This is a genomic window from Stenotrophomonas sp. K-6 (assembly GCF_056861555.1).
The window spans coordinates 834,597-858,536 of sequence record NZ_JBSPUC010000001.1 but is presented as its reverse complement, the minus strand read 5'-3'; the positions used below and the strand labels follow the sequence as shown (position 1 = coordinate 858,536).

23 protein-coding genes and 1 tRNA gene are annotated in these 23,940 nt (G+C 63.7%); 4 read left to right on the top strand and 20 right to left on the bottom strand.

All coding sequences use genetic code 11. The features are described 5' to 3' along the window. The first annotated feature begins 159 nt into the window (after positions 1 to 159). Genes AC13F7_RS03860 through coaE form a run of 3 tightly spaced genes read left to right on the top strand, consistent with a single transcriptional unit; the run spans position 160 to position 2,912 of the window. Entirely contained in the window at positions 160 to 1,419 is a 1,260-nt protein-coding gene (locus tag AC13F7_RS03860; RefSeq protein WP_482999306.1) for a type II secretion system F family protein, read from the top strand. A gap of 7 nt (positions 1,420 to 1,426) precedes the next feature. Then, positions 1,427 to 2,290 carry a prepilin peptidase gene (locus AC13F7_RS03855; protein WP_482999305.1) on the top strand — a complete coding sequence of 288 codons (864 nt, stop codon included), beginning with the start codon at positions 1,427 to 1,429 and terminating at the stop codon, positions 2,288 to 2,290. 10 nt (positions 2,291 to 2,300) lie between these two features. After that, positions 2,301 to 2,912, top strand: coding sequence for a dephospho-CoA kinase (coaE, locus tag AC13F7_RS03850; protein WP_482999304.1), 612 nt, complete (start codon positions 2,301 to 2,303; stop codon positions 2,910 to 2,912). Between the two features lie 36 nt (positions 2,913 to 2,948). Here the strand turns inward: coaE and AC13F7_RS03845 are convergent, their stop codons facing one another. The 10 genes from AC13F7_RS03845 to AC13F7_RS03800 all read right to left on the bottom strand — a co-directional run bounded on the left by AC13F7_RS03845 (position 2,949) and on the right by AC13F7_RS03800 (position 9,637). Next, entirely contained in the window at positions 2,949 to 4,313 is a 1,365-nt protein-coding gene (locus AC13F7_RS03845) for a sensor histidine kinase (RefSeq protein WP_482999303.1), read from the bottom strand. Then, complete coding sequence (locus AC13F7_RS03840) at positions 4,276 to 4,953, bottom strand: response regulator transcription factor (protein ID WP_019183933.1); 678 nt, start codon at positions 4,951 to 4,953, stop codon at positions 4,276 to 4,278. Before AC13F7_RS03840 ends, AC13F7_RS03845 begins: the two co-directional genes overlap by 38 nt. 8 nt (positions 4,954 to 4,961) lie before the next feature. Beyond that, positions 4,962 to 5,435 carry a hypothetical protein gene (locus tag AC13F7_RS03835; protein ID WP_482999302.1) on the bottom strand — a complete coding sequence of 158 codons (474 nt, stop codon included), beginning with the start codon at positions 5,433 to 5,435 and terminating at the stop codon, positions 4,962 to 4,964. Between the two features lie 226 nt (positions 5,436 to 5,661). Further along, the gene (gene rimK, locus AC13F7_RS03830; protein ID WP_481469895.1) at positions 5,662 to 6,555 is read right to left on the bottom strand and encodes a 30S ribosomal protein S6--L-glutamate ligase; all 894 of its coding nucleotides are present in this window, start codon (positions 6,553 to 6,555) and stop codon (positions 5,662 to 5,664) included. A 152-nt stretch (positions 6,556 to 6,707) separates the two neighbouring features. Next, a tRNA-OTHER gene (locus tag AC13F7_RS03825) sits at positions 6,708 to 6,798 on the bottom strand. Positions 6,799 to 6,998: 200 nt separating this feature from the next. Then, positions 6,999 to 7,166 (bottom strand): hypothetical protein, encoded by a 168-nt coding sequence (locus tag AC13F7_RS03820; protein ID WP_482999301.1) that lies wholly within the window; start codon positions 7,164 to 7,166, stop codon positions 6,999 to 7,001. A 43-nt stretch (positions 7,167 to 7,209) separates the two neighbouring features. Further along, positions 7,210 to 7,581, bottom strand: coding sequence for a hypothetical protein (locus AC13F7_RS03815; RefSeq protein ID WP_482999300.1), 372 nt, complete (start codon positions 7,579 to 7,581; stop codon positions 7,210 to 7,212). Between the two features lie 657 nt (positions 7,582 to 8,238). Continuing rightward, positions 8,239 to 8,541, bottom strand: coding sequence for a hypothetical protein (locus AC13F7_RS03810; RefSeq protein WP_482999299.1), 303 nt, complete (start codon positions 8,539 to 8,541; stop codon positions 8,239 to 8,241). A gap of 55 nt (positions 8,542 to 8,596) precedes the next feature. Next, a complete protein-coding gene (locus tag AC13F7_RS03805) occupies positions 8,597 to 9,211 on the bottom strand; it encodes a hypothetical protein (RefSeq protein ID WP_482999298.1) in 615 nt (204 codons plus the stop codon). Between the two features lie 72 nt (positions 9,212 to 9,283). Beyond that, entirely contained in the window at positions 9,284 to 9,637 is a 354-nt protein-coding gene (locus AC13F7_RS03800) for a hypothetical protein (RefSeq protein WP_421116062.1), read from the bottom strand. 96 nt (positions 9,638 to 9,733) lie between these two features. Between AC13F7_RS03800 and AC13F7_RS03795 the strand changes: the two genes are divergently transcribed. Then, positions 9,734 to 10,399: an SOS response-associated peptidase gene (locus tag AC13F7_RS03795; RefSeq protein WP_482999297.1), complete on the top strand. Its 666-nt coding sequence runs from the start codon at positions 9,734 to 9,736 to the stop codon at positions 10,397 to 10,399. A gap of 7 nt (positions 10,400 to 10,406) precedes the next feature. Here the strand turns inward: AC13F7_RS03795 and AC13F7_RS03790 are convergent, their stop codons facing one another. The 10 genes from AC13F7_RS03790 to AC13F7_RS03745 form a co-directional block, all read right to left on the bottom strand. After that, on the bottom strand, positions 10,407 to 10,904 hold the full coding sequence (locus AC13F7_RS03790; protein ID WP_482999296.1) for a DUF4376 domain-containing protein: 498 nt from the start codon (positions 10,902 to 10,904) through the stop codon (positions 10,407 to 10,409). 1 nt (position 10,905) lies between these two features. Next, on the bottom strand, positions 10,906 to 12,177 hold the full coding sequence (locus AC13F7_RS03785; RefSeq protein ID WP_482999295.1) for a hypothetical protein: 1,272 nt from the start codon (positions 12,175 to 12,177) through the stop codon (positions 10,906 to 10,908). A gap of 12 nt (positions 12,178 to 12,189) precedes the next feature. Next, entirely contained in the window at positions 12,190 to 15,018 is a 2,829-nt protein-coding gene (locus AC13F7_RS03780; protein WP_482999294.1) for a hypothetical protein, read from the bottom strand. A 4-nt stretch (positions 15,019 to 15,022) separates the two neighbouring features. Further along, on the bottom strand, positions 15,023 to 19,462 hold the full coding sequence (locus AC13F7_RS03775; RefSeq protein ID WP_482999293.1) for a phage tail protein: 4,440 nt from the start codon (positions 19,460 to 19,462) through the stop codon (positions 15,023 to 15,025). Positions 19,463 to 19,529: 67 nt separating this feature from the next. Beyond that, positions 19,530 to 19,859 carry a hypothetical protein gene (locus AC13F7_RS03770; RefSeq protein ID WP_465163872.1) on the bottom strand — a complete coding sequence of 110 codons (330 nt, stop codon included), beginning with the start codon at positions 19,857 to 19,859 and terminating at the stop codon, positions 19,530 to 19,532. 61 nt (positions 19,860 to 19,920) lie between these two features. Continuing rightward, the gene (locus tag AC13F7_RS03765) at positions 19,921 to 20,664 is read right to left on the bottom strand and encodes a hypothetical protein (protein ID WP_482999292.1); all 744 of its coding nucleotides are present in this window, start codon (positions 20,662 to 20,664) and stop codon (positions 19,921 to 19,923) included. Positions 20,665 to 20,686: 22 nt separating this feature from the next. Further along, on the bottom strand, positions 20,687 to 22,654 hold the full coding sequence (locus tag AC13F7_RS03760; RefSeq protein WP_482999291.1) for a hypothetical protein: 1,968 nt from the start codon (positions 22,652 to 22,654) through the stop codon (positions 20,687 to 20,689). Positions 22,655 to 22,657: 3 nt separating this feature from the next. Beyond that, complete coding sequence (locus AC13F7_RS03755; RefSeq protein WP_482999290.1) at positions 22,658 to 22,894, bottom strand: hypothetical protein; 237 nt, start codon at positions 22,892 to 22,894, stop codon at positions 22,658 to 22,660. Positions 22,895 to 22,950: 56 nt separating this feature from the next. Then, positions 22,951 to 23,328 (bottom strand): hypothetical protein, encoded by a 378-nt coding sequence (locus tag AC13F7_RS03750; RefSeq protein WP_482999289.1) that lies wholly within the window; start codon positions 23,326 to 23,328, stop codon positions 22,951 to 22,953. 127 nt (positions 23,329 to 23,455) lie between these two features. Then, entirely contained in the window at positions 23,456 to 23,926 is a 471-nt protein-coding gene (locus tag AC13F7_RS03745) for a phage tail tube protein (protein WP_353086590.1), read from the bottom strand. Positions 23,927 to 23,940 lie beyond the last annotated feature (14 nt).

The following is a 23,940-nucleotide window of genomic DNA, read 5'->3' as shown; positions in this document are numbered from 1 at the left end:
ACGCATCCTGCAATGTGACCTGCTGCGTCACCTTTTGCCCTGCCTCGTCCGGGAAGGGTGTCTCAGCAGGACGTCCAACAGGACTGCCAACGCACTCCGGAACCGGCTACCATGCGGCGAGATAGCCCGCCTGGGGATGGTGTGGCTGGGGAGCCCTGTATGTCTGTCAGCCGTAGTTCGATCAAGAAAGAGCCCGTGGCGCGTAGCACCATGGAAATGAAGCCGTTTGTCTGGGAGGGGACCGACAAGCGGGGCGTAAAGATGAAGGGTGAGCAACCCGCCAAGAATGCCAACCTGCTGCGTGCTGAGCTGCGGCGTCAGGGCATCATGCCCAGTGTGGTAAAGCCGAAGCCGAAGCCGCTTTTTGGGGCTGCCGGCAAGGCCGTTGGCGCCAAGGACATCTCCTTCTTCAGTCGCCAGATGGCGACGATGATGAAGTCTGGCGTCCCCATCGTTAGCGCTCTGGAAATCATCGGCAGCGGGCACAAGAATCCGCGGATGAAGAAGCTGGTCGATACCGTCCGCACCGACATTGAGGGGGGCTCTTCGCTTCATGAAGCGATCAGCCGGCACCCCGTTCAATTCGACGAGCTTTACCGCAACCTTGTAAGAGCTGGCGAAGGCGCCGGCGTGCTGGAAACGGTGCTGGACACGGTGGCCACCTATAAGGAGAACATTGAAGCACTGAAGGGGAAGATCAAGAAGGCCCTCTTTTATCCAGCAATGGTTGTTGCTGTTGCCATTATTGTTAGCGCCATCCTCCTGATGTTCGTTGTTCCTCAATTCGAAGAGGTCTTCAACGGATTTGGTGCCGAGCTTCCCGCGTTCACTCAGATCATCGTCGCAGCATCTAGGTTTATGCTGTCGTACTGGTGGCTGATGGGCGCGATCGTGCTCGGCTCGATTGTCGCCTTTCTGTACGCCTACAAGCGATCCCCGAAGATGCAGCACACCATGGATCGGCTGATCCTGAAGGTGCCGGTGATTGGCCAGATCATGCACAACAGCTCCATCGCCCGCTTCGCGCGTACCACGGCCGTGACCTTCAAGGCCGGCGTGCCGCTGGTGGAAGCCCTGGGTATCGTCGCGGGGGCCACCGGTAACAAGGTCTACGAGGAAGCGGTGCTGCGCATGCGCGACGACGTGTCGGTCGGCTACCCGGTCAACATGGCCATGAAGCAGGTCAACATCTTCCCGCACATGGTCGTCCAGATGACCGCCATCGGCGAAGAAGCCGGCGCGCTGGATACCATGCTGTTCAAGGTGGCCGAGTACTATGAGCAGGAGGTCAACAATGCCGTGGACGCCCTGAGCAGCCTGCTGGAACCGATGATCATGGTGTTCATTGGTACCATCGTCGGCGGCATGGTGATCGGCATGTACCTGCCCATCTTCAAACTCGGCGCGGTAGTTGGATAACTAATCAATGGCATTTCTCGACCAGCACCCCATCCTCGGCTACCCCGCCGCGGCCGGACTGGGGCTGCTCCTTGGCAGCTTCCTCAACGTCGTCATCCTGCGCCTGCCCAAGCGGCTGGAGTGGGAGTGGAAGCGCGATGCGCGCGAGGTGCTGGAAGAGCCGGACATCTACGAGCCGCCACCGCCCGGGATCGTGGTGGAGCCCTCGCACTGTCCGCACTGCAAGCACAAGCTGTCCTGGTTCGAGAACATCCCGCTGTTCAGCTGGCTGGCGCTGCGCGGCAAGTGTCGCCATTGCCACGCCCCGATCTCGATCCAATACCCGCTGGTGGAGCTGCTGACCGCCGTGCTGGTGCTCGCCAGCGTGTGGCAGTTCGGGTTCGGCTGGCAGGGTTTCGGCGCGATCGTGCTGAGCTGTTTCCTGGTGGCGCTGTCCGGGATCGACCTGCGTACCCAGCTGTTACCGGATCAATTGACCCTGCCCTTGATGTGGCTCGGCCTGATCGCGGCCAGCGACAACCTGTACATGCCCGCCAAACCGGCCTTGCTGGGTGCGCTGGCGGGTTATCTGTCCCTGTGGTCGGTGTGGTGGCTGTTCAAGCAGCTCACCGGCAAGGAAGGCATGGGCCACGGCGATTTCAAGCTGCTGGCCGCGCTGGGTGCCTGGTGCGGGCTCAAGGGCATCCTGCCGATCATCCTGCTGTCGTCCATCGTAGGCGCCATCGTCGGCTCGATCTGGCTGTACTCGCGCGGCCGCGACCGGGCCACGCCGATCCCGTTCGGTCCCTACCTGGCCATCGCCGGCTGGATCGTGTTCATGTGGGGCGAGCCGTTGATCAACGGCTACCTGAGCTACGCCGGCCTGCGTTGAGGCCGATGCGATGAGTCGCTTCGTCATCGGGCTGACCGGCGGCATTGCCGCCGGCAAGAGCGAGGTCAGCCGTCGCTTCGAAGCGCTGGGCATCACCGTGGCCGACGCCGATCTGGCTGCCCGCACGGTGGTCGCACCGGGCAGCGAAGGGCTGGCGCGGATTGCCGCGCATTTCGGGCATGACGTCCTGATGGCTGACGGCCAGCTCGACCGTGCCGCGCTGCGCGCGCGCATCTTCGATTCGGTGCAGGATCGCCACGCGCTGGAGGCGATCACCCATCCGGCGATCCGCCAGCGGCTGCGCCAGACCTGCGAACAGGCCGACGGGCCGTATGCGATCGCCGCGATCCCCCTGCTCACCGAAGCCGGTGGCCGCCAGCAGTACCCGTGGCTGGACCGGATCCTGGTGGTGGACGTGCCGGTGCCCGTGCAGCACGCGCGGCTGATGCAGCGCGATGGCATCGATACCGCCTTGGCCGATCGCATGATCGCTGCCCAGGCCAGCCGCGAGGCGCGCTTGGCACTGGCCGACGACGTGGTGGTCAATGATGGGCACCCGGATCATCTGCAGGCGCATGTGGAGCGGCTGGATCGGGCGTATCGGGATTTGGCGGCGCGGTAGATCTGGAGGCGCCGACCAACGGTCGGCGCTACCGGCTTACGCTGGGGAGAAGGTCAGCGTGGCGATGACGCCGCGCTCTGCGCCGGGGCGCACGTTGACCTGCCAGCCGTAGAGGTCGCACAGGCGGCTGACGATGGACAGGCCGATGCCGCCGCCCTGCGAGTGGCCGGCATGCGTGCCGCGGTAACCCCGCTGGAACAGCTTGGCCGCATCTTCCTCGCTCAGGCCGGGGCCACTGTCGATCACCTCGACCGCGTTGTTGCCCACTCGCACGCGAACCGCACCTTCCTTGGAGTATTTCACCGCGTTGCCGATCAGGTTGCCCAACGCGACCGACAGCGCCGATTCCGGCGCATCGATCACCAGGTCGTGATTGCCTTCCAGGATCAGCTCCAGCGGCTTGCCGCCCAGCTGGGCGCGATGCGAGTCCAGCAGCTGCTCCGAGACCCGGGCGACATTGCTGCTGCCCTGCCCGCGCTCGTTGCGCGAGAGCAGCAGCAGCGCGCCGATCAGATCGGTGCATTGCTGCTCGGCCCGCTGGATGCGCTGCAGGCGCTGCAGCACCTTGGGATCGAGATCCGGGCGGGTCAGCAGCAGTTCGGTGGCGCCGCGGATCACCGCCAGCGGCGTGCGCAGCTCGTGGCTGACATCCGCGTTGAACTCGCGGTCGCGCTGCACTACTTCGGTGAGCCGCGCCGAATAGTCATCCAGCGCCTGGGCCAGCTGGCCCACCTCATCGTCCGGGAAGCGCGGCGCCAGCGGCTCCGGCTCACTGGTGCCCCCGCGGTAGGCGCGCAGGCGCGCGGCCAGATCGGACACCGGCTTCATGACCTTGGAGGCCGACCACCAGCCCAGCACCAGCGACAACACGCTGAACACCAGCACCGAGAAGAACAGCGCGCGGTTGAGCTGGCTCTCGCCGCGGATGCTCTCGGTCATGTCGTAGGCGAGGAAGAACCACACGTCTGGCGTTTTGCGCACCGCGAGCTTGTAGGAAAACGGCTTGCCGCCCTCATCCACACCACTCACGCCGTGGATGCCGTCGTTCAGCTTGTACCAGTCCGGCTGTTCCTGGCGCAGGGCTTCAAACTTGTCCGGCCTGACCAACCGGGCGTACATCTGCTGCACGGGCAGGTCGGGGCTTCGCGAGGGGTCCGCCGCGAAGCGCTTGGCGTACTCGTCGATGTTGCGATTCATCACATCTTCGACCAGCTGGTTTTCCACGCGGGCGCGGGTCCAGTTGGTGGCGAACGCAAACAACGTGGTCAGGCAGAAACCCAACAGCACGAACGAGACGATGATGCGGCTGCGCAGCCGGCGCCGGTATGGCGCGCGGCGGCGCTCCCCCTTCCCCGTCACCGGATCAGGCTTCCGGCGCGGCGATGCGGTATCCGATGCCATGGCGGGTCTGGATCATCGGGACCTCGAAAGGCTTGTCGACCACGGCGCGCAGACCGTGGATATGCACGCGCAGGGAATCCGAGTCCGGCAGCTCTTCGCCCCAGACGCGGGTTTCCAGTTCCTGGCGGGTAACGACGGCCGGCGAGGCTTCCATCAGCGCCTGCAGGATTTTCAATGCGGTCGGGTTCAGTTGCAGCAGCTTGCCCTGGCGGCGCACTTCCAGCGTGTCCAGGTTGTATTCCAGATCGCCGGTTTCCAGCACGCGCGTCTGCACACCCTTGCCGCGACGCGACAGAGCGTTCAAGCGCACTTCCACTTCCTGCAGCGCGAACGGCTTGATCAGGTAGTCATCGGCACCGGAATCGAAGCCGGCCAGCTTGTTGTCCAGCGAATCACGGGCGGTCAGCATCAGCACCGGGGTCTGCTTGCGTGCTTCGTTGCGCAGCTTGCGGCAGACCTCGATCCCGTCCATGCCCGGCAGGTTGAGGTCCAGCACGATCGCGTCAAACTCGTGGACGACCGCCAGATGCAGGCCGGTCACGCCGTCGGCGGCGAAGTCCACGGTGTGGCCGCGGTCTTCGAGGTAATCGCCCAGGTTGGCGGCAATGTCGCTGTTGTCTTCGATTACAAGGATTCGCACTGTGACCTCTAGTTGGAAAAACGACCGACGCGCTGCGCTTGGTCCATGCTGCTCCGGGACGCATTCTTGACACGTTCCCGCTGGGCAACCGTCATGCACTGCGTCTGCGGCATGTTGGAGCCCACCACGCGCTCACGCTTGCATATTAGACGGCTATCTTCGCGCGCCTGTGTCAAAACGGTGTTCACCACCTGCTGGTCGTTGAACAAATCGGTGCGGTTAGCGTCGGACAAGGCCGCCGGCCCACCGCTGCGCTCGATGATGCCGCGCATGCGCCCCAAGGCTTCACGGACCCGGCTACGCTGCTCCGCGGTGATTTCCGAGTAGGTCTCGCCGTCGTTCAACTCCAGCTCGATTCGCGTGATCTGTTCAGCCAAGGGCTTGCCCGGCTCAAAAATCTCCGTATTTTTTGGAGCCGCCACTGCGCTTCCCATTGCCAGTGCCAATGCTGCGACCACCATGACCATCGTCAAACGCTTCATGTGCAGCGGATCCTTGCTTGAAGTGAACGCCGAATGTATGCCGCGGTTGCCATTGGCAGCAAGTGCTGGGGGTCGGGGAGAAAAAGGCCCAGGCGTTTCCGCCTGGGCCTGAAGGTGTTTCCCGATTACCGATCCTGCTGAGGAGGGCAGAGCTGCGGTTCGACAGAGCGTACGCCGGGGTCGATTAAACCGATGTTAAGACCACGCGCGGCCTTGAAGATTCCTCTTAACCCTTTGTAACAGAAGGTTTTTTAAGAGAAACCACGTGGTCGATGATGCGCCCGGCAAGATCGGCTTGGCAGATCGCCTCGATGCCCTCCAGCCCGGGCGTGGAGTTCACCTCCAGCACCAGCGGGCCACGGCTGGAGCGGATCAGATCGACCCCCGCCACGCCAAGGCCCAGTGCCTTGGCCGAACGCACGGCCACCTGCTGCTCCGCCCGGCTGGCCTTGGCCGCGCGGGCACTGCCCCCGGCATGCAGGTTCGAGCGGAAGTCGCCCTCCGGCGCCTGGCGCTGCATCGCGCCGACCACCTGATCGCCCACCACCAGGCAGCGCAGGTCCGCGCCTTGTGCCTCACCGATGAACTCCTGCATCAGGAAATTGGCATACAGCCCCCGCAGGGCCTCCACGATGCCGCGTGAGGCGCTGGCCTTCTCGGTGAGGATCACGCCGCGGCCTTGGGTGCCCTCGTTGAGCTTCACCACATGGGGCGGCGGGCCGAGCATCGAGAGCAGATCGACGGTGTCGTCCGGGTTGTCACCGAACACCGTGACCGGCATGTCGATGCCCTTGGAGGCCAGGATCTGGTGCGCCCGCAGCTTGTCGCGCGCGCGCAGGATCGCATCGGAGGGGTTGGGCGTGCGGGCGCCCATCATCTCGAACTGGCGCAGCACGGCCGTTCCGTAGCGGGTGACCGAGGCACCAATGCGCGGGATGACCGCGTCCACCCCAGTGATCGGCCGCCCTTTGTAATGCATGGTGAAGCCATCCGCCGCGATCCGCATGTAGCAGCGCAGCGGGTCGAGGATGCGCACGGTATGGCCCCGTGTACGCGCGGCCTCCACCAGGCGACGCGTGGAGTACAGCTTGCTGTTGCGGGACAGGATGGCGAGTTTCATCGCGGCGCAGGAGGGGCGGGAAAGCGCGAAGCATAGCGTGCGCCCGGGATGGTGCGATGACGATCTTCCCGCGATGTTTCAGCACGACAACCGTGCCGACAGCGGGCGGAGAAGATCGAAAAAAAGGGGATTCAGCAGAAAGGCGCGGCAGTTGGAGCGGGTGAAGGGAATCGAACCCTCGTCAGTAGCTTGGGAAGCTCATGACTAGTGCCGGCAAAACAGACACATAGATACGCTACCCGCTCCGCAATTCACGTTGAGCGGGACTCAATTTTCCCCGGTAGGACTGCAATCATGTGTCGATTGCGGAGCGAGCGAGACGATCAACCATGACTGCCCGCAGCGGCATGCGGTCACTTGCACCCGTCGAGTCGCACCAGCCGACGAAAGCCCAAAAAAAGGCCCCGCTCTCGCGGGGCCTCTTCGTCTCAATTGCAACCGGATCAGCAGTTCACAGCGGCTTCCGCCGTGCAACGAGCAATGGCGGCGTCCAGGTGAGCATCAATGATGTCCAGCTCGGCGTTGATCTCGTGCGCCAGAGCAGCTAGATCGGTCCTGTTCTTCGGCTGCGCTAGTGCGTACAGATCAAAGTTCAGGTAGGTGCCGTTCATTATATTTCTCCAGTTGGTGATTCTTTGCTTTCCAGGGAGGTGATCACCGAGAGTGCGCGCGCAGCTCTTCGATAACTCTTTCATAGCCGTCCTCGTCCTTGGCCGACAGGGCCAGAGAGAGAGCCTTCATCTTCAAAATACATTGGCGAATGTTGATGGCTGTCATCGCCTCTTCGGGCTTCAACAAACCACTGTCTACCATCTTATTAAGGACGAAATCGACAGTTGCAAAGGCTTGCAAAACTTCAGGCAGAGTGGGGTTCAGATTCGCATTGAAATGAACGAACCCAAAACTCTCATGCGCTTCAAGCAGCTTGTTGGCCTGGCCGACCACTCGGGCCCACACATCCGCCAACACTTCTTCCAAATCTATATCTACCGTCGGACCGGTGGGTCCCCCCGTACCATCGCTCATCGGCTTTAAGCATCCTGTGCTAACGACCATAACGGCCGCGTGTATGAAATCTTTCGCCTTCGTGGCGAAAGGCCTGACCTAGGCTTGGCCGCGGATGTTGCCGCAGAATTTGTCCGTTGACTAGTGCTTAACGACAACGGGCCATATCACGTTCAATTTGATGATTCAACGGAGAATAAATCCATACAAAAACAGTGAGTTAGCTTCGTTCATCTTCATCCAGATTAAGATGAACGGGCCGCAAGAGGTGTTGCTTTTAGACACTTCTGCGTCTCAAAGATGTCTGATACAAAAAGTATCGGAGTGAGACGGACGATTTCACTTGCCGTCCGTCGGCGACCAGTGGCTGGCATCACCGTTCAGGCCGCTTTCGGCCCAAAGCGGGCGGGGTCATGATCTTCCCACAAGGGATCCAGGCGGTTAGCAATGCCCTCGAACCTAGCGGCGTCCTTTCTTAGACGTGCCGCCCCCCTCCCCCGCTGCGCCCTCGCCCGCCAGTCGCCGCTGTGATTCCTGTCGAGGTCGTCGGCCTGCTGCCATAGCGAAGCCGCCTTCGCGCGCGCCCAGCGCGCCTTGCCGATGCTCTTCTGATCCATCCAGCTACTGTCGCCGCCGGCGGTCGCACGCGCCGATACGGAGGCAACGCCGGCTGACTGCCTACCAAGTCCGGTTCTTTCGCTGAGCGGCGCGGGCCACTTCCCTCTGATCGATCTCCAGGCGAAGCCGCTGCTGGTGCCTGACCGCCCACTGCTCCGAGCCGATTACGCCCTGCTCGTAGCTGGTGCATAGCCGGCGTCCGCGGTGCTGATCGTCAAGATGACGGTCCACCTCGACCCACCAGATCTTATCGTCCACCCGCTGCGACAGGCGCAGCACCTCTGTCATGCCGCAATAGATTGCATCCGGGAGTTCATCAGGGCGGCTGGCGACCGAGCGCCAGCGGAAGTCGGGAGGGAGCATGCGCGTAGGATACGGACCAGAGTCTCAGACTCCGCGACGGACCCACCGAAGCCTGTCAGATGGCGCCGAGATCCCTCACGACCGTCTCACCGCGCTGGAGAAAGGCCGCGATGAGCCGCCCGCCGGCGACGTGCCGCCCCTCTTCAGCGTTGACGTACTCGGCTTGCCGGCGCCCAGCGGCGAGAATCGCGTCAGCACGGAAGCTATCTGTAAGATCGCGCAGTGGCTGACCTGGAGCGGCTATCCCGCCGACCAACTCGGCGACATGGGTGGGCTGCTCGACAACTGACTTCGCGTATGCGGTGCCGACGATCCGGCTTTGCGCCTTGGACCAGCCAACCATGACAATTTCCGACTGCAACTGACCCAAGTCCATCTTGGCATCCCGGATCGCCTGGACATAGTTGGGCCACATCTGGTCCATGACGGGCCCGACCTCCCCCATGATCAGCTCGATGCTGAAGGCCTTTCGGAAGCTGGCCTCAAGGCACAGCTGATACACCCGAAGGAAGAACTGCCCGGATCCACGCGCGGCAACGACAATGTTGTGCTGGGGGATAAGCAGCAGCTTGGCACCCTCTGAGACCTCCCCGCTGACCGCGTCTTGAGCAAGGGTATCGACGGCCACGAATGCTCGCTCCGGCGTCATCAGGACATTGAGGATGCTCATGGGTGGCCGTAAGGACTAGGTCTTGCAACTATGACCTGCGGCCGGAAGAACTGTCCAACTGGGCTGCCGAGCTCAGGCCGTGTGGAGGCGGTCGGAGGCTCGTTCGGCATGGACACGGGCCAAGCACATGCCCGGCACCGACCAACGGCCTTCATCATCGCGTTCCACGTCCCAATGCGGGCCGGCCAGCGTCTCATCCAGCCGATGAGGCCTTCGCGCCGTGCGATAGATGGCGTCGGCAACCGCTTCCATTTCGGAGCCAAACCACCGGTAGCCATTGACGCAGATCGCCACGGGGTGGTCGGAGGGATGGGGATAGCTGGGCACCAACTCCTGCAGCTGCCGTGCGGCCTCTCGGACGGTAATCTGGCGAAAATCCGGGGCGGCCGCCCAGTGGTCGAGAATTCTCTCGGCGCCGGGCGTCATGGCGATCTCCTTCACTGGCCGGACATCGGATAATCACACAGGACCGGTCAAAGTGATGCGAAAGAAGCGTCCCTGACTGGGGCACGGGATCACACAATGTGCGGCCGATTCGTCCAGACCCCGATCCGAAACGCTGACACCCTGGGCTTCCCCCAGCTGGTCGGCGACCTGATGTCGATCCCCGAAAGCTACAACCTGGCGCCGACGCAGCGCGCGTCCGTGATCCTCGATCGCGGCACCGGCCTACAGGTCACCCGCCTGGCGTGGGGCCTGCTCCCCTTCTGGGCCAAGGCCAAGAAGCTGCAGGGCTCCACGATCAACGCCCGCATCGAGACGGTGGCCACCAAGCCAGCATTCCGGTCGGCATTCAAAAAGCGCCGCTGCCTGATCCCCATGGCCGGCTACTACGAGTGGTCGGTGAACACCGAGGACGGCAAGAAGGATCCGTGGTTCATCCACGCGACCGGGCCGCTGCTGGCGGCCGGCCTGTGGGAAGACACTAGCCCCCTGCTCGACCCGGACAACCTGGGAACCTTCACCGTCATCACCGGCGACAGCAGTGGCGTGTCGGCCGATATCCACGACCGCATGCCGGTGTGGCTGACCGCCGACCAAGCCGATGAGTGGCTGGCGGCGGAGCCCGACGACGCGATGGCGATGCTGCTGGCCAGCGAGCCGCCGGCGATGGAGGCCTATCGCGTCGGCCGAGCGGTTAACACCCCCCGAAACAACGTCAAAGATCTACTGCAACCGCAGGCATAGGCTTCGCCTAGCTTGGCCAGGATTGCGTCACGTCGTACACCGCGAGCTCTTCTGCACTCGCGAGACTCTCGATGGCTTCATGGTGCACCCGCTCAGCACTGAAGCACGCCTGCACGTGTGCCGAGATGTACTGGGCAATGCCCTGTATCTCCGACGCGGTCAGCCTGACCCATCCGTTCTGGGCCTTGAAGTCCACCTCCACCAAGCCACCTAGGGCGATGGCGGAGAGCACACCGCTGATCCGGTTCTGATCGTCTAGCGTCGTGCCCACGCGCACGCCGCCAAGCTCGATACCGCCTGTCTCCTTTTCCCAGCGCAACGCTGTCGCCGCAGCGATCAGCTGCTGTTTGATCTCGGAAAGCGTTCGCGTGTCTTCCGGCAGGGGAATGGTGTTGCCGGCTGCGAGCCATGCTTCGTACTCATCCCACAACCGATGGCCGCGAGGGATGAATGTTCCGGTTTCAGTGCTGAGGACCACATCAGGGTCGTTGGTCAGTTTGTACATATCAAAGCTCCGAGTCTGCTGCCCAGTGGTAACGAACCACGTTGCCTGCACCCGGAGAGCTGTCGCTCCGGACCTCAAACCCGTTGGTGCTGATGTTGGTGATTGAGGTTGGGCGGCCTGCGATCAGCGACCCCGTAGTGCCATATTCGGTCATCTGCCCGGTTGCGCCGTTATCGTACCGGTAGGTCGTCACGGCAGGCACGGAACGTTTAGGAACCTTGAATACTGGTGATGCCGACAAGAAGTAACCGCTGGTGGCTACCAGTGCGGAGGCGTAGCCGACAGCGGCGGCGCTTCCTGGATAGATGTCCTCGCCATAACTATTCTCGTAGTAGCGCTGACACAGGGTGAGTTCCAACGCCAGCGGGCGGAAGTCAAAGTCGGTAGCGACGCCCCCCTCTTCCAGCTGAGCCTGCGCAATCTCGAAGAGACCCGTCTGCGCCACGATCTGACCTGCGTAAAACGTCGAGTCGGCGCAGTAGTCCAAAACGACGAACAGGCTGTCGTTGCCATTGTTACCGCGCGTCTTGCCGGCCATTGAGGGCAGTGTGACCGTGAAGGTATGACGCTTGAAAGAGGTTGTTAGGATCGCAACGGCAGAGCATTCCGTCGAGGTATTGGCCGAGGGGCTTCCGCCAGTGCCCATCAGCTGCAAGATGCGCACACCAATTTTCTTCCCGGCTACATTACTGCGCGCCCATATGGAAAGGGTGACAGTCTTACCTGCAAAGGTGTCGCAGCTTTCAATCTTCTGCCCGACATAGGCTGCAGAGTTGTTGTTTGCGACGGACACGATGTTGTACCCGAGGAAGCGGCGAGAGCCGGCAATTGCACCCAGCGGCGTACCTCCCACACCCCAGTTTCCGTTGATGCCCACGAAGCCGCACACCCAGCGGTCCACCGTGTAGAACTCGACGTACTCTGCGCTGGTGCGGGAACCCGCCACCCCGCGCCGGGTGAAGTCAAAGTTGCCGTTGATCAATCGACTCTTGCCAAGAATGCGAGCGTCAAGTGCCTCCAAGGACTCACGCTCCGAGTCAATTCGGGCCCCTAGCACCGCATCCATCTGGGATCGGCTCTGAGCTTCGGTCGCCAATCCGCTTTGCAACGCCTCGATGTCATCAACCACGCCACCGGTGCCGCTTTCGAGTGCGCTCAAGCGCTCTTCGGTTTCGGCTGAATTCTCGTTAACGATCGCCATCGCTGCCCGACCGGGCAGCCCCCGCTTGCCGCCAGGATAGATACCATCCTGGTCAATGTGTTTGAGCGCCATGTTCTCTCCGGCTTAGGATTCTACGGACACAATCGACATGCTTTGTTCAATGGCCTGCGCATTGAAGCTGCCTGATTGGTGCGTCACTTGCTGTTCGCTGGCACCGACGATCTCTGCGCGGTACTGCCGCTGGCGGCTGCCGTCGGCGCCATCGTTGAGGGTCACCGCACCGCCCCACGCCGATATGGCGACATCGGGTCCGTCGACCTCGTTGTTGATGCTCACCCCACCTCGGGCTACCAGCTGCGTCCAGAACGTCTCCGGATCGTTTTCCACCTTTCGATAGATGTTGATCGTGCAGGTGTTTTCACCCGCGCCGGCCACGAATCCCTGCGACCCATACGCCGATTTGGTGCGACGTACCGTACGGCTGAAGCTGAAGACCACGCTCTTGTTGCGCCCGTTGCTGGAGAACGGGCCGCAGACCAACTGCGTTCCCGCCATGACCGTGGTGGTGGTCTGCACCGCATTACGCAGGACGCCAGCAGCCAGGGCGCCCCCCCAGTAGGCGTTGCCACCGTTGTCCATCCACATCACGGCATTCGCCTTCGTCGCCGCGCGGGCGCCGACATTGGGGCCGAAGTAGTCCATCAGCCCCTCGCTTCCATTGCCGAAGTCGGTGCCAATGATTCGCTGCGCGGAGCCGTTCCAGACTCGTAGGTAACCGTCACGCCATTCCATGCCGCGATCGGCGCCGGGAGCGATGATCTCGAACGTGTCGCTCAGGAACCGCGTGTTCACCACACGCCCGTTGTTATCGATCTCCATGCCGCCGACAACGGGTCCATTGCCGCCGTCAGCGATCAGGTGCAGGAAGGCCTTGGCCAAGACCCGTGTAAGGCCGTCGGCGGTCTGCTGGACCTGCGCCTGCATACCCCGTACCACCTGCGCGCTCGCCTTGTCCGCAACCTCCGCTTTGACCGACCCCAGCTGCTCGGACACTGCGGTAATGCCTTCGGCGTTTTGGTCCACCCTCGACCGGAGCTGGTTGACTGCGTCCGTGGATGCCTTTCCCTCGAGTTCCGCGTGTACGCCTACAAGCTGCTGCGCTTGCGCCGATACATCGTCCGCGATCGCGTCGATCTGATCAGTCACCCCCGCCTTGAACTCGCCAAATTCGGTCGTAACCGCGTCCGTCTTCTTGGCTTGGGTATGATCGCCATCGGCGATGACCGTGTAGATGGTTACGGTGCCGGCGCTCCAATCGCTCTCGCCGGCGTTCCAATCGTCTTCGCCGGCATGCTCGCCGTCGAACTGAGCATTCAACGAGGTCACCCGCTCGCCCATGGAGACCAGGCCCTGTTCGGTCCCTTCGACCTTGGCCGTAACGCTGTCCAAGGCCTCGACCGACGCCACCTTTCCATCGCCGGCTGGCATACGCGCTTGCACCAACTCGATATTTCGCGCGTTGGCGCTATCCCCATCAGCGCGCACCTGACTCTCTTCTGTCACGCTCGCCTCGGTGGCCAGCGGTCCATCGCCAACCGGCATGCGGGCCCGCAGGATCTCGATAGCTGATGCCGAGGCATCATCGGCGCTGACGCGTGCGTCTCGCTCGGCCGCGAACAGGCCGGTGGCAACCTGGGACAGGTCCGTCCCCTCATAGTCGCCGCGCAACTGGACCGCTAGGGTTTCCCGCTTGGATGCCTCAATGCTATCGGCAGCGACACGAGCAGCTGACTCCTCTTGGACTAATGCCACGCCCGCGCCTGGCGTCGGGCGCCCCACTGCAACCCAGTCGATCAGGTAATAGTGGGAAACTGTCTGCGAGTCGCCGAGCTGTACACGAAAGGCCGTCACTTCGCCGGCCCAGGGGATCTCTGCAGCGGTGACCGTAGCAATCCCATTGGTGTCCCAAACTGGTTCGGAGATCTCGAACGTCCTGACAGATTTCCAGTCGCGATCGTCAATCGTTACCCAACGGAGTACACCCACCCAGACGGGCGCACCTATCTTCCGGACCCGCAGCTTCACATGGCTGTAAGCGCCGGCATCTAGGCCAAGCGTGTCAGGAGACTGGACATAGGGGGACGCGTCTGCGTTGGCCGGCCGCAGCCACCCGCTATCGAAGCCGGGTTCGCCGTTGCCGGTCCATCCTTCCACGCCGTCATCGAAGTACCAGATTCGCTTGCTGTCAAATTGCGTACCACTGCCGGCGGCAACTTCCGACAGCGCGCGGGAGAGCGATTCATGGTCACTCTGCTGCGTATGAGACAACTCAGTAATCGCGGCGCTCCGCTCCATCCGCTCATTGAGCAGCTCATCGGCTCGCTCTTGTGTCTCGGCTCCCACGGCATCCAGCGCTTGGCGCACACCGTCGGCACGCGCTCGTGCTTCGAGCGCTAGATCTTGGGCTGCTTGTGCCAGCCCTTCCGCCCGAGCTGCCGCCTCAAGCGCATTCGCTTCGATCCTGTCTGCAATTTCCTTGTCCAGCTTTTGCTGGGCTGCGATCAACTCTGCGGTTGTGGGCGTCGGTGTACCTTCCACCACCGTCCCCACCCCCGGCTTACCTCGCACCGAGGCGGTGATGCGGAAGTACCACTTCTGCCCGCTGCCATCGCTGTAGAGGTAGCGGGTTTGGGTGGTCCGGTGGATCTCCGTCCACGGTCCATCATGGGCGGGGCCGCGCTCGATGATGTAGACCACCCCGGCCTGGTCAACGGCGTCCCATTCGATCAGGACGCCGTCGGCGACCGGCTCTGGCGTCACCCCATCCACCGGGGGCGTCTCCGGTGACACGTACACCGTCGGGAACCAGGACGAGTTCTGCGCCGTGACCGGAGTGACAGACGGCAGCGCGCCCGCCCCGATATCGATCAGGGTGAGTTTCCGTTCTTGCATGGGGTTACCTGTTGAGGGTTTCGCGGATGGCGGAGCTGTTGCTGGTGCGCACGCCGGACGTGGTCACGCGCAGCAGCTCGCGGAGCACTTGGTTCTGTTCTGCCAGCAGGGTGTTGCTCTGCTGCACCGCCGAGGTCGTCTCGGCCTGGCCTTTCCCATCGACAACCAGGTCGAACACCGCCCGGCTGAAGTTGTCCGGCAGCGCCTCGATCACGTCAGCCAGCTTGCCCATGCTGGTGCCGTCCTCGAGGTCGAGGTTGCCCACCTTCATGCTGTCGATCAGGCCGGTGACCTGCCCGTAGAGGCTGTTGTAGTCCTGGCCACTGGCGTAGAGGTTGCGACCAAAGCCCAGAGCGGCCTGTGCGGCCGCCTGCGCCGCGCTGCTGTCCCCACCTGACACCGCGCGTTCCAGCTCGCGCATCGTCTCCTGCAGCTTCTCCTGGTCGGTCAGCGGCGACAGGTCGCTGATCGACAGCCCGTACTTCATCGCCTTCTTGTCGGCATCGATCTGGGCCTGCAGCTTGCCCATGTTGGTCGCCCGCAGTGCCTCGATCTTGGCCAGGTCCTCTGCCCGCGCGCCGGACAAGCCGAGTGCCTTGGCGTAGTCATTGGCGGCCTTTACCTGCTGGCGGTACGTGCGCTCAATCGTGAGCGCTTGGGACTGGTACTGCGTCAAGTTGCCGGTGAGCAGCTGCGTGGACACATCCGCCATCAGCGTGGCGTAGTTGCCCAGAAGGCCGGTGACCTTCTCGATCTGGGTGGCCAGGTCCGTGCCTGCGACGCCGGCCAGGTCCTGGAAGTAGTCCACCGCCTTGTTGACCTTCTCGATCTCCATGCTGTTCAGTGCCCGGCCCAGCTGGTCGGCATTGCCGACGGCCAGCGCGATCGACGCACTCAGCGCGGAGAAAACGTCGGCCGACTCGTAGTACCCGTCCAGCTGGTTGCCGAAGCCGGACGCCCGCACCGCCTCGGTGAACAAGCGGTCGGTCATGTCGCCCAGGTAGGCTTCCAGCTGGGCCTTGGCCTCGGCCGAGTCGGCCGACAGCGACAGCTTGCCGAGATTCACCCGCACACCGGCCAGCTGTTGGGTCAGATCCACACCCAGCTGCTTGGCCAGATCCGTGGTAGCACCACGCACCTGGCGTGCGGCCATATCGAAGGTGCGGTCAATGTTGGGATCGAGGCCGGTGTACTGCGTCCACTTCTTGTCGCTGCGGAACAGACCGCCCTTCGCCTTGACGTCCGCGTAGCTCTGGCCAGCGAAGCCGTCAAAGCCATAGCTGCCGGTGATGCCCTGCCCGGTGATCTTGGGCGCGGTGCGGCCGAACAGCTTTGCGTGGATGCTGGACCCCGACAAGATAGAGGCGGTCTTGTCGTTGAGGCCCAGCCCACGGAAGCTCTTGTCCGCAAGGCCTACAGCGCCGGCCGTCGCGATCTTGCCCGTCCAGCTTTCGCCATTGGCGATGTCCCAGCCCTGATCGAACAGCTCGGCGTTCTTCATCATCCCGGCGATGATCCAGCCGATGATCGGCACCGCCGCCGCCGCGGAAGAGCCAGCAGCACCGGCACCAGCTGCTGCGGACCCACCCGCGGCGCCGCCACCGGTGAGCGCTGCTACGTTGTTGCCGAATCCCATGAGGCTGCCCGCGCTGGCGCCACTCGACGCGGCAGATCCGGCACTGAAAAGGCCCTGCCCCTTGGACAACAGACCGGCGATCGTCCCAACGTTCTGGCCACCGGCGGCAGATCCGTTGCCGCCGAACATGCCCATGATGCTCTGCATGCTGAAGCCGCCGCCCTGGCTGCCCCAGTTGCTGAAGCCTTCCATGATGCGGGTCTGGATCGGGATCACCAGCTTCTGCTGCAGCAGCTGGCGCGCGAGGTCGCGGAGGCCCTGCTTGGCCACGTCCTTCAGGTCGTCCCACAATCCGTTGAAGTCGCGGAGCCCACCGGCAACGAAGTCGGCCATGGCATCTGCGGCGTCGCCGACACCGTAGATCACCACGTTGGCCCATGCTTCGACGTTGGCCGCCGCCTCTTCCACGCGCAGTGACAACGCCGCGGACGCATCAGCCGCAGCCAGCATCGAACGCTCGTACTCTTCGTAGCTCGCCGCGCCCTTGGCCAGCGCCAGCGCTTCCTTGCCACCGGCTGCCTCCACCGCCTTCTGCAGCTCTTGGCGCATGTCGCGCTCGTTGAGCAGCTGCCGGCGATACAGCTCGCGTGCGCGGCCGATCTTGCCCAGCATCGCCAGCTCGCCGTCCATGGTCGCAAGCAAGGCCTCCGGGCTCGCAATGGCCCGATCCACCTCCGCCGCCACTTTGGCGTATTCCATTGCGCTCTGGGCCATCAGCACGTTGGCATCAGCCTGGGCGATGTTGCCTTTGGCCATCGCGGCGTTGTACTCGGCCATGTTCTGCAGGTGCTTGGCCATCGCCTCGTCGAGCGGGCCATTCATCGCCGCTGCGGCCAGCTCCGCCTGCTGGCGGTAGCGCTCGAGCGCGTCGGTCGCGGCCTTCTGCTCCTTGATCGCCGCCTTGTCACCCGCTTTCGCAGACTGCACAGCTTTCTGGGCCACCTCGGTCTGACGAATCAGGCTCAGCCCCAGCGCGATCTGCTTGTTGTACTCAGCGCGTTGCTCCGCGCTGAGCTTGTCGGCGCCGCCGGCTGCGTTGATCTTCTGCCCGACGTCAACCATGAAGGCTGCCTCGGCGCCCTGCTTCAGGCGCACGAGATTCACCAGTTGGCCGTCGATGCTGGACTGTAGGGACTTCAGGTGCTGGTCGATCCCGTCGGAAGCGGCCTTGGATGCTACTGCCTGGCGATTCAACGCTGCCGTCGTTGCATCGGTTTGCCGTTCGGCGCCATTGCTGGTGCCGATGAACGTGCCGAGCAGCTGATTCTGCTGCTCGTATTTCAGGCCCAGCGTGGCGGCTGACGCTGTCTGCTCAACAAACCTATCGGTAATCCGCTTCGCGGCTGGCGCACCTTCCAAGAGCCTGGCATTGGCGTTAGCGAGCTCAGCAGCGAACTGATCCGCGCTGACCTTCCCGGCCTGCAATTGCTCGCGCAGCGCGCGCACCTCCTTGCCATACTCACGAGCGGGAATGCCACCGACCTCGCTGTTCGCCACGCCGTACATACGATCAATGGCGCTGGCGATTGCGTCGTAACCCGCTTGCATTTCCTTCTGCAGTCGCAGGATCTCGCCCGCCTGCTGCTGCTTGTTCAGCTCGCGGAACTTATCGATGGTGTCATCCATCGTTCCGTTGAAGTCGATGAGCGCGCTATCGGCATCTTTCGTGCTGTCGCGAATCACCCACCAACCGGCCGCTGCAGTGGCGAGTGCGGCGGCAATCCCGACCGGGCCACCAAGGGCAGCGTAGGCAGATGACAATCCCTGCGCTGCAACGCGGGCGGCGGTCTGCGCTGCTGTGAGGCGAACAGTTGCTGGGACCATGCCCATCATGCCTACTGAGGCGCGATTGGCCACGACCGCGTTCGTCGCCCAGAGCGCATTCAGTGCAGCAATGCCCTTGGTCAGCTTGCCACCAGCGTAAAACACACCCAAGCCTACGCCGAGTGGAACGGCGGCCGCTGCCACCACACTGAGATTCTCGGCGAAGGAATTGACCGCTGCTGTAGCGGCAGCGATTCCACCGCTCTGTGCCTGGCTGCCCAGCAGGTCGTTAAAGGACTCCTTCAGGCCGATGAGCGCCCCGCCCAGCGTCTCGCGCGCGGCCTTAGCTGCACCGGCATAGGACTCTTCCATCACCCCCATGACGATGGCCTGCGCCTCGCCCAGCCTTCCGGCCGCTTCCAGCGACGCCAGCATGTCCTTCTGCTGTGCGGTGAACTTGAAGCCTTGCTTGGTCAGCGCAGAGACACCCTCGGCCGGGTATTCCAACGCCTTGCCAACCGTCTCCGCGGACTGGGTAATGCTCTCGCCAAGGCGTACCGACTGATCGATCGCCAGCTGCAGCGCGCGGGGGAAGTTCTCACCGACGATGCCGGTGTACGACAGCAGGCGCGTCTGCGCGTTGACGATCTCGCCCGACGAATGGATCGTCGCCTTGGCCATCTTGTCGGCCATGTCCGTCAGCTGTCTGCTGTTGAAGCCAGCGGCCTGTCCGGTGGACTTGAGGGCGGCATTCAGCTGCGCCAACTCATTCTGCGCATTGATGGTTTCGGTGATGAACATTCCCAACAGCGCGCCACCACCGATCGCGCCGAACCCCTTGGCGAGTGTGGCCATGCTCAGGTCAATACTGGTTACGGACACCTTTGCGTCACGTGCAGCCTGGGCGAAGCTGTCGGACATCTCGCGCTGCATCTGCCGCATGGAACGCGCCGAACGATCAGATGCGCGCGCAGCCTTGCCCAAGTCCCGCTCAAAGCTGCCCGTCTCGGCCAGCAGATCAACCGTCAGGGTATAAAGGGCCATATTGCGTCCATAAAAAAGGCCCGCACGTGGCGGGCCTGGTCACAGCGGAGCCTCTAGGGCTACGCGACTATTTGATGTCGAGCTTCCGGCCGATGGCCTCGATCCACCGCAGCGTCGTTCCCGCTCTATAAACCGCCCATGAAAGAGCGACGGTCCAGACCGCACCGATCAGAACAGCCAAGACCGCGAGGGGGTGCCACTCGTAGCTGATGCCCCAACTCGTTACGGTGGGGATTCGGCCGAAGGCGAAAATTCCCACGCCGCCTGCGGCAACAGACAGAAAAAGCATGAGCCTCCCAATTTCCTCCAGCGTGTCTCCTGCACGGATTGGCAGCTCATCAGGCGCAGACGGCGGCTCAGCGTCAGGCACATCCACTTTGCTCGTGTGTTCAATCATCCTTGCTTCCCTTGGTGAAGAACCGCGGATTGTCTCACCGGGAAGTCGACCAACGGAACCGTCACGCAGGAACCTCCTCGAACTCCATGTATCCGCTGAAGTACTGTCGGCTGATGTTCTCGGCAGAGGGCAGCTGGGTGGCGTGGCCATACATGGCAGCGCGCGCAGCCAGAACCGGATCGAACGCCTTGGTCTGAATGTCGCGGTATTGCGGCACCACGCATGAGCGTTGGCGCCCAGCCATCGCCATCGCGACCGTCTCCCAGTCTGTACCGCTCAGGCCGCCCTTGCGGACCACCTCAGTCGCGCGGCCGGACAGCGTGGCGGTCAGGCGGCGGTACACGGCACCTGCCACCGTGTTCACCTGCCCGCCCTTGGTCCGCGTGTGGGTGCTGGCGTCAACCGGCGCCACGGCCCATCCATCCGTGATCCCGACGTCCACCGTACGGAAGATCGCGATCTCCCCGACCTCAACGTTGGCCATAGTGGTGTCGATCTCAACTGCCACGCTGCTCACCGCCGCGCTACCGGTTGGGAACAGCCATGCACATACGGTCCCGGTCGGCAGGCGTACGGTCTGGCCGGTGGCGCCAGCTGCGCGGATGGTGACGCCGGCCGGCACGTTGAGGCCGAGCACGGCCACGATGCCCGGCACCACAGCCTCCGCGAGGGTGATGTTGATAGACAGTGCGCCGGTGCGGGCGATGCGCGCCCGTCGCGCGGGCTTGCCGTCGAACAGCGCGGCGCCGCCATCTGCCGTCAGCCAGGTCCCACCCACCAGCGCCACCGATTGAGGGGCTGGCATTCCATATCCGATCAGCATCCGATCAACCCCACATCGTCAGGACCACGTCACCCGTGGCCGGGTTGCGCTCAACGCGCCGCACCAGCACGGCCTTGCCCTCGTCCAAGCCATAGCGTGGGTACGTCAGCCGGCCGATCTGCCCGGGCTGTGGGGCAAGGCTTTGATCGCCGCGCACCGTCACCTGGTAGAAGAACCGCTGCTCGCGGTACATGCCCATCACCCGATCGATCTCCGACTGCGCGTCAGCTGCGTGCCAGAAGAGCGAGATCACCGGGTCTGCCGCGTCCGCGCGTCGATAGTGCTGGTGCAGCACCCCGCCCCCGTAAACCTGCGCGCGGAACAGGCCGGTCAGCTCGTCGCGGCGCGCCTGCGGCACGTCCACCACATCGGTGACCAGATCCGAGGCGGCCAACGCTTGGGCGTTCGGGCGGTAGGCCATGCGGCGTGTCAGGTTCGGCGCGTCGTCTGGCACTGCCAGCAGATCCTCGGCCAGGTCGTTGGCCGTGAGCTCGAAGGCCGGAGCACCGCCGAACGTTTCGGGCGCCACCACACGGGTGAAGCGCAGCACCCCGGTTGCGTCCTGGTAGCAGGCCGCCCCATAGCTGGGGAGGATGGCGTTCATGGCATCCCGCCCGGTGATCGCATTGCCGGCGTAGTAACCCACGCCCGCATAGCCCGTTGCGGCATCAACCGCGGCGCAGTCGCCACCGGACCATGAGGTCTTACCCAAGCGGCCCATGATGTCGGCGATCGCCTGCTGCAGGGTGGCAGGTCGCTGGCCGGGTCCAACGCTGGACAGGTCCGCCACCACCGGTGTGACCGGCGGCGACTTCATGAGCAGCTGCTGCCCGTCGGGCGACAGATCGAACGTGCCCGGCTCCATCAGATCGCCGCGGTCCATCACCGCATCGGCATAGACCAGGCCGTCGGCCACAAACATCGCGGTCGCATCAGAATTGGCACCCATCGCCGGCACGCTGGCCACCGCCCCGATCACGACCGGCTGCGGCTTCCATGCCAGGGCGGCGATGTTTGGCATGAACACGCCGCGGTTGATTGTCTCGTCCAGATCGTCGTGGGCATCGCGGAAGTGAACCGTCTTGCTGCCGTCGTCGTTGATCTCGATGCGGTCCACGGTGAAGCGGAACACGGCCGAGGTGTCGGCGAGCATGCCGGCGGAGCTGCCCGCCCGGATCTGGACTGGCATCCCTGAGGCGCCGGACAGCGCCAGGTTGTCGAGCAGCCCGTCGGCGTCGAGCAACACGCACTCGGCGGCGCTGGTCTGGGTCACCGGGTCGCCGCCCCACGGCCAGAAGTTGATCTCGCTGATCAGGTTCACCCCTTCGGCGATCAGCCCCTCGTAGCGGGCATTGGCCGGGAGGTCACCGGGCGCGGTCAGCCAGTCCGCGTCCGCAAGGCGAGTGACAGGGCGGGAGGCCGTAGCGACCTTCCAGCCGGCAAGCGCGGCCGGCCCTCGCGCGTTCCACTGCCCAGCGTTGACCGCCATGCAGAGGCCACCGGCCTTGCTCGACGCCAGCGCGGCGGCAAAGTGCAAAGGACCGGCCAGGTTGATATCCCGCTGATGCACCTGGGTGGCACCCAGGTAGAGCTGCAGGCGTGACGGAGTGCCGAACACGGCCCGCAGCCCAACAATATCGCCGTGTTTGACGATCGGTAGACCGCTTGCGACGGGCGCGCCGTCCAGCAGTACCCGGCCGGTGCCCAGCTCCCACCCCACGCCGCCGGCGGCAGCACCCGGGTAACTGTTGAGCGGCGCCGCTGCAGTAGCGAGGCCGATCACAGCCGACACGTCGTCATCGCCCCAGACCGCGAACTCTACGCCCACCGTGCCAGCGCTTTGCGCCACGTCCGATCGCGCCATACGGTTGAGGTTGGCCTCGGCCGTGGTGGCGAGCGTCAGGCCGCCGTCTCGCGCGGCCAGCAGCGGGCCAATGGGAACCGCCGCGAAGCGTCCGAAGTTGTCAGCCATTGGTCATCCCAGTGAATCGAACCAGTCCTGGGCCTCGTCGTCGTCCGACTTGGGCACCAGCACATCCATGAAATCCTGCATGCCGCGCTTCGTGCCTGCCTGGCTGTGCGCAGCGAAGGTGAAGGCAGCGAATGCGGCCGGCTTGATATGCAACCCCACCGGATCGATGGGGTTCCGCTTGTGGAACTCCCACCACCGCAGGAACTCCTTGCGCGACATGGTCCCGCGCAGCTCGGCCACAGTACGATGCAGATGGCCGGCAAGGACATGCCAGAACCAGTCCTCGCCCCGCTGCCTTAGGCGTTTCCCGCCTCTGCCTGGGCGTCAGCGGCCTTGTCGCCGAATCCCGAGTGCTTCATGGCCACCTGCTGCAGCTCGGCGGCCACCAGCGGCTTGAGCTGCGAGGCCTGGGCGGCCGTCATCACCGGCTTGCCATCCTCATCGCAGATGGTCGCCGCGATCAGCTTGGCACGATCGCCGTCCTGGAACAGCTTGCGGAATTCCGCATCCGGCAGCTCGCGCACGTGGAACTGCGCCTTGTCGCCGCTGGGCAGGGTGATGGTGTCTGCATGCACGTCCTTGGACGCGAACATGCCCAGGCTGGTGAAGGTCTGCAGCACGGTCTGGGAGGTGGCAGGCGTATCGCTCGCCGGGGTGTCGTTGGTCTTGCTCATGGGCCGTTTCCTGAAATGGTGGCAGGGCGCGCAGGCCGCGCACGGCTAACACGCGGGGGTTCCCGCGCGCCCGACCAAAGAGAAGGCCCGCCGAAGCGGGCCGAAAGAGAGAGCGCCGTTCCGCCGGTCAGGGCGCCGGACGGTGGGTAGTGACTGCGCCGGAACCGCGAATGGTGATGGTGGCCTTCCAGATATCGTTGTCCGCCACCTGGACGGCGAAGTTCTGGACGAAGCCCTTGAACTGCTTGGAAACCACATCGTCCGGCGGCGTGATGACGCCATTGACAGCGACGGGCTTCTCTACGCCCTCGGTCTCAGACTTCGGTGCGGTGACCAAGAAGTCCACGACAGCGCCGCTGGTGTGCAGGGCTTCGATCTTCTCGTGGTCCACCGCGTCGTAGTTGATCTCGATGGTGGTGCTGCCGGTGGCCTTGCGGCCGGCAACGAACTGGTCCCAGTCATCGTCGAAATCGGACACATCGATTTCAGATGCCTGGCCATCGGGGAAGCCGACCGAACGCAGACGGGTCACCTTGGTGACCTCGGCGAGCGCGGTAGCGATGAACAGCTGGGTGTGCTTGGACTTCAAAACGCCCATTGCAGTTTACCTCT